General features: G+C 41.2%; 7 protein-coding genes. 5 read left to right on the top strand and 2 right to left on the bottom strand.

What is annotated here, in order from left to right:
* Positions 1 to 58: 58 nt before the first annotated feature.
* The 5 genes from RDS42_RS12645 (at position 59) to RDS42_RS12625 (ending at position 3,893) form a co-directional block, all read left to right on the top strand.
* Positions 59 to 1,849 carry a flavin reductase gene (locus RDS42_RS12645; protein WP_308783975.1) on the top strand — a complete coding sequence of 597 codons (1,791 nt, stop codon included), beginning with the start codon at positions 59 to 61 and terminating at the stop codon, positions 1,847 to 1,849.
* Between the two features lie 158 nt (positions 1,850 to 2,007).
* Positions 2,008 to 2,286, top strand: a complete 279-nt coding sequence (locus tag RDS42_RS12640; protein WP_308783974.1) for a hypothetical protein — start codon at positions 2,008 to 2,010, stop codon at positions 2,284 to 2,286.
* A gap of 22 nt (positions 2,287 to 2,308) precedes the next feature.
* Positions 2,309 to 2,983, top strand: coding sequence for a GTP pyrophosphokinase family protein (locus RDS42_RS12635; RefSeq protein ID WP_308783973.1), 675 nt, complete (start codon positions 2,309 to 2,311; stop codon positions 2,981 to 2,983).
* Between the two features lie 36 nt (positions 2,984 to 3,019).
* Entirely contained in the window at positions 3,020 to 3,268 is a 249-nt protein-coding gene (locus RDS42_RS12630) for a 2Fe-2S iron-sulfur cluster-binding protein (protein WP_308783972.1), read from the top strand.
* A gap of 10 nt (positions 3,269 to 3,278) precedes the next feature.
* Positions 3,279 to 3,893 carry a hypothetical protein gene (locus tag RDS42_RS12625; RefSeq protein WP_308783971.1) on the top strand — a complete coding sequence of 205 codons (615 nt, stop codon included), beginning with the start codon at positions 3,279 to 3,281 and terminating at the stop codon, positions 3,891 to 3,893.
* A gap of 21 nt (positions 3,894 to 3,914) precedes the next feature.
* Here RDS42_RS12625 and RDS42_RS12620 read toward each other — a convergent pair whose 3' ends face one another.
* Complete coding sequence (locus RDS42_RS12620) at positions 3,915 to 4,496, bottom strand: 4Fe-4S binding protein (protein ID WP_308783970.1); 582 nt, start codon at positions 4,494 to 4,496, stop codon at positions 3,915 to 3,917.
* A complete protein-coding gene (locus RDS42_RS12615; RefSeq protein WP_308783969.1) occupies positions 4,493 to 4,705 on the bottom strand; it encodes a 4Fe-4S binding protein in 213 nt (70 codons plus the stop codon). Before RDS42_RS12615 ends, RDS42_RS12620 begins: the two co-directional genes overlap by 4 nt.
* Positions 4,706 to 4,843 lie beyond the last annotated feature (138 nt).

The raw sequence follows: 4,843 nt of genomic DNA, 5'->3' as shown, positions 1-4,843 counted from the left end.
CATCATGATCATTCACACCCACATACAAAATATCATCAAATAAAAAAGGGGTATTAGAATGAAGATTACAGATGATATTTTGTATGTGGGTGTGAATGATCATGATGTGGATCTCTTTGAAGGACAGTATGTAGTCCCGAATGGAATGGCTTATAATTCCTATGTGATCAAAGATGAAAAGATTGCAGTCATGGATACAGTAGATGCAAGATTTACACATGAATGGCTGGATAATATCGAAAAAGTTCTGGGCAGTACAAAACCGGATTATCTGATCGTACAGCATATGGAGCCAGATCATGCTGCTAATATCGAAAACTTCATGAAAGTTTATCCGGATACCACAATTGTAGCAAATGCCAAGACATTTGTGATGATGCAGAATTTTTTCCGCAATATGAGTCTGGAGGGAAGAACTCTTGAAGTTGGAAACGGAGAGTCTCTGACACTTGGCAAACATGTTCTGACCTTTGTGTTTGCGCCAATGGTTCACTGGCCGGAAGTTATGGTTACTTATGACAGCACAGACAAGGTACTTTTTGCAGCAGACGGATTTGGTAAATTCGGTGCCCTTGATGTAGAAGAGGACTGGGATGACGAGGCACGCCGTTATTATATCGGAATTGTAGGAAAATATGGTGCACAGGTACAGAAACTCCTGAAGGTTGCTGCCACTCTGGATATTCAGACAATCTGCCCTCTTCATGGACCGGTACTTACAGAAAATTTGGGTCATTATATTGGAAAATATGACACCTGGTCTTCCTATAAAGCAGAGAGCGAAGGTATTGTCATTGCATACACCTCTGTTTACGGAAATACGAAAAAGGCGGTGGGTATCCTGGCAGAAAAGCTGAAAGAGAAAGGATGTCCTACAGTTAAAGTTTTTGATCTTGCAAGAGATGATATGTCTGAAGCAGTGGCATCTGCATTCCGTTATAATAAACTGGTACTTGCTACAACAACATATAATGCAGAGCTGTTCCCGTTTATGCGTGAGTTTATCGATCATCTTACAGAGAGAAACTACCAGAACCGTACGATTGGTCTGATCGAAAACGGAAGCTGGTCACCACTGGCTGCTAAAATTATGAAGGGTGAATTTGAAAAGAGCAAGAACATCACCTGGCTGAATACAACTGTAAAGATTCTGTCTTCTGTAAGCGATGGAAATATGGATCAGCTTGAAAGCATGGCAGATGAACTGTGCAGAGAATATGTAGCACAGTCTGAAACTGCAAACAAGAAAGATATGACAGCATTGTTTAAGATTGGATATGGTCTGTATGTTGTTACTTCCAATGATGGAAATAGAGACAATGGTCTGATCGTAAATACAGTTACACAGCTTACTGATAATCCATATCGTGTTGCTGTAAATATTAACAAGGCAAATTATTCTCATCATGTGATCAAGCAGACTGGCATTATGAATGTGAACTGTCTGTCTGTGGAGGCTCCATTTGAGATCTTCCAGAGATTTGGTTTCCAGAGCGGACGCCAGACAGATAAATTCGAAGGTATGGAAAAACTTTATTCCGATAATGGACTGGTATTCCTTCCGAAATATATCAATGCATTTATGTCCCTCAAGGTAGAACAGTATGTAGATCTGGGAACACATGGAATGTTTATATGCTCTGTGACTGAGGCAAGAGTTATGAGTGACAAGGATACCATGACTTATACCTACTATCAGAACAATGTAAAACCGAAACCTCAGACAGAAGGTAAGAAAGGCTTTGTCTGCAAGATCTGTGGATTTATCTATGAAGGCGATGAGCTTCCGGACGATTATATCTGCCCGCTTTGTAAGCATGGAGTTGCAGATTTTGAGCCCATTGAATAAAGCTGAAAAAATAATTTTATAACTTGGATAAAAACAGCCCTGGAAAGAGGTACTTTCCGGGGCTGTTTTACGGAAGATGCCGGAAATAATTCTTTTCCCTGAGTTTTTGATATGATAAAATAAAACCAAAAATGGAATTGCAGAGGGAGATGGTTTATATGGAAATACCGGAAATGCTTGATGAGCTGAAACAGAAAGCCCTGAAAGACGGTATGCTTCGCAGGGAACTTATGGATACCAGAAAAGAGGAGCAGCCTCTTTCTGCATTTTGTCAGAAATGCCGGGAACTGGGGTATCCGATCTATGAAATGGATCTGATCAGTGCAGGAGAAGATTTTTATGCAACGATGAAGCGCAGCACCAATGGAGGAGGGGAAAATTCTCCTGTTCTGGAAGGTGAAGACGATTTTTACGAGTTGTTTTTTGCCGGATTATAAAGGAAAATTGGAGGAATGAAAATTGAAGAGCAGCAGAAGTTTTACTTTTGATGAACTTATGACCGGAAACCGGTCGGAAGAGTTCATAGAATCGGCGTATCCTTTTATGAAACTGATGATGCAGTATCAGTGCGCCATGCTGGAGGTGAGGACAAAGTTTGAGGTATTGAATACGGAACTTTCTCTGGACAGTGACCGGAATCCGATTGAATCTATTTCCTGCCGTATCAAAAAGCCTATAAGTATTGCAGAAAAACTGAAACGTAAAGGACTGGAAGTGAGCCTTCAGAGTATTGAAGAAAATCTTCATGATGTGGCAGGAATCCGTATTGTGTGCTTTTTTCCAAAAGATATCTATAAGCTTGCAGAAAAAATCTGTTCTCAGGATGATATCCACCTTCTGGAAAAGAAAGATTATATCGAAAATCCCAAGCCAAATGGGTACAGAAGTCTTCACTTGATTCTGGAGGTTCCTGTATTTTTTGCCAATGAAAAAAAATGGATGCCGGTGGAAGTGCAGTTTCGTACCATTGCCATGGATTTCTGGGCAAGTATTGAGCATAAAGTAAAATATAAGAAAAACATTGATGATTCTACTGCAGAAATTGTGGAAAAGCTAAAAGAATGTGCAGAAGGGATCCATTCTCTGGATATGAGAATGCAGGAGATCAGTGAATATATCGACAGCAAAAGATAGGACATCGGAAGTTTCCGGTGAGAACAGGAGAAATATATGATCATAGAATGTCCGGCCGATACAAGACTTCAGGAGTATCTTCTTAAAAATGACATCCATATTCTTACGCCCTGCGGAGGACGTGGCAATTGTGCAAAGTGTAAGGTAAGGATACTGAAAGGAGAGGTAAAGATCAATACCATGGATCAAATCTGGTTTTCTCAGAAAGAACTGGATGAAGGATACCGGCTGGGATGCCAGGTATTTGCCAAAGAACCGCTGACCATTGAAATATATGAAAAGTGAGGGAATTCATATGAGAAAAATACGAATGAGCATGTTTGCAGTGTGTATGGCAGCATTGACAGGATGTGGACAGACGGATGCTCATACGCTGTCAAAGGAGCAGGTAGTTCCCTATGAACTTTCAGAACGTGAAATACAGCTTCTGGCAGCTTTTGGAATGGATCAAAATTCGCAGATTGTATCTTTCTATGCTCCGGAAACAGCCATTACAGTTACTGCCAGGGTTTATAAACTGAAGGAGGACCTGACCTGGGAGACCATAGGGGATGGTTCTATGTCTATTGGAAAAGAAAAAGAACCTGCAGAGCAGATTTCAGGAAGCTTTACCATGCAGATACAAGATGACCGCAGCATAGATTTCCACATAAATATGGCCGGTCAGGGAGCTTTTTCCACAAAAGATGCAGAAGAAAACCAGGAATATACAGCTGAAGGAAAGGCTTTTTTGAGGGAAGCCAGCAAAATTGAACTGGGTAAGGAAATTCCGGTAGCAGTTCTGGTTTATGATAATGGAAACAGCATGAGCAGCTATACTACTGAGGATTATTTCGAACCGGAAAAATTTAAAGATATGGATCTGGTACAGGCAGTGACGCTGGAATTCTCAGATCAGGAGATTCACTAAAACAGGACAAAACAAAAAAGGTCAGGGATTCTGACCTTTTTGTTTTGCCTTGCAGATCAGCTGGGTCATAGTCCCCATGGGACAGTAGACGCACCAGCTTCGAGGCTTGAACAAAACCATAGTGAAAAAACCAAGGATCGTGGAAGTCAGCATGACGCTGTAAAATCCAAAGGCAAACTGAGCCACACCCGGGTGAAGAAGGGGTCCGTGATACGCCCAGTGCCAGGGAACCTTAAAGGTCCACAATAAAGTTACCACCTGTTTCAGATCCTGCACATTGGAAAATACCAGCCAGGTATTCCACAGCATCTGGAAGAACATGATAAAAAAGAAAATCAGAAATCCATATCGGAACCATTTGCTTTTCATCCATTTCGGAATATCCTTTTTGCGGGAAAGTCCGAAATTTCCGCCCAGAAGACTGAAAAGCTGTCCCCTTCCGCAGTAGCGGTTGCAGTAGCCTTTTGAGCCTTTGGTCACAGAGATGATCAGAGGGATAAAGAAGCAGAGAAGCCCCAGCCAGGCAAACAGAATATTAAAAAATCCCAGTACCAGATAAGTCAGAGATAAGATCCAGAGATAATCATACCAGTGTTTTTTCATGCTTCCGCCTCCCGTATTTCAATTACAGATGCGGGACATTCTTTTGCACATTTGCCGCATCCGATACATGCTTCCATATCTATTTTTGCCATAACACCTTTCCAGATTTTAATGGCGTTTCTGGGACATACTTTCAGACAGCAGCCGCAGGCAACACAGTCATCGGTACTGACAAAGGCTTTTTTCTTTTTTCTGATCTTTTTTTCCACAGTGAGACCTCCTGAATTTGATAGGAACAGTATAACATGGGCGTGGGAAGGAGTCTGTGAGTTTGTCACAGACTGTAATAATATATTTGAATCTATATGTATTTGTGCATATTGCACATATTTGGAAAAATAATCAGA

The organism is uncultured Blautia sp. (genome assembly GCF_902497045.1).
Lineage (GTDB): Bacteria > Bacillota > Clostridia > Lachnospirales > Lachnospiraceae > Blautia_A.
The sequence above is the reverse complement of the archived record's forward strand: the minus strand, read 5'-3'. Positions and strand labels throughout refer to the sequence as shown.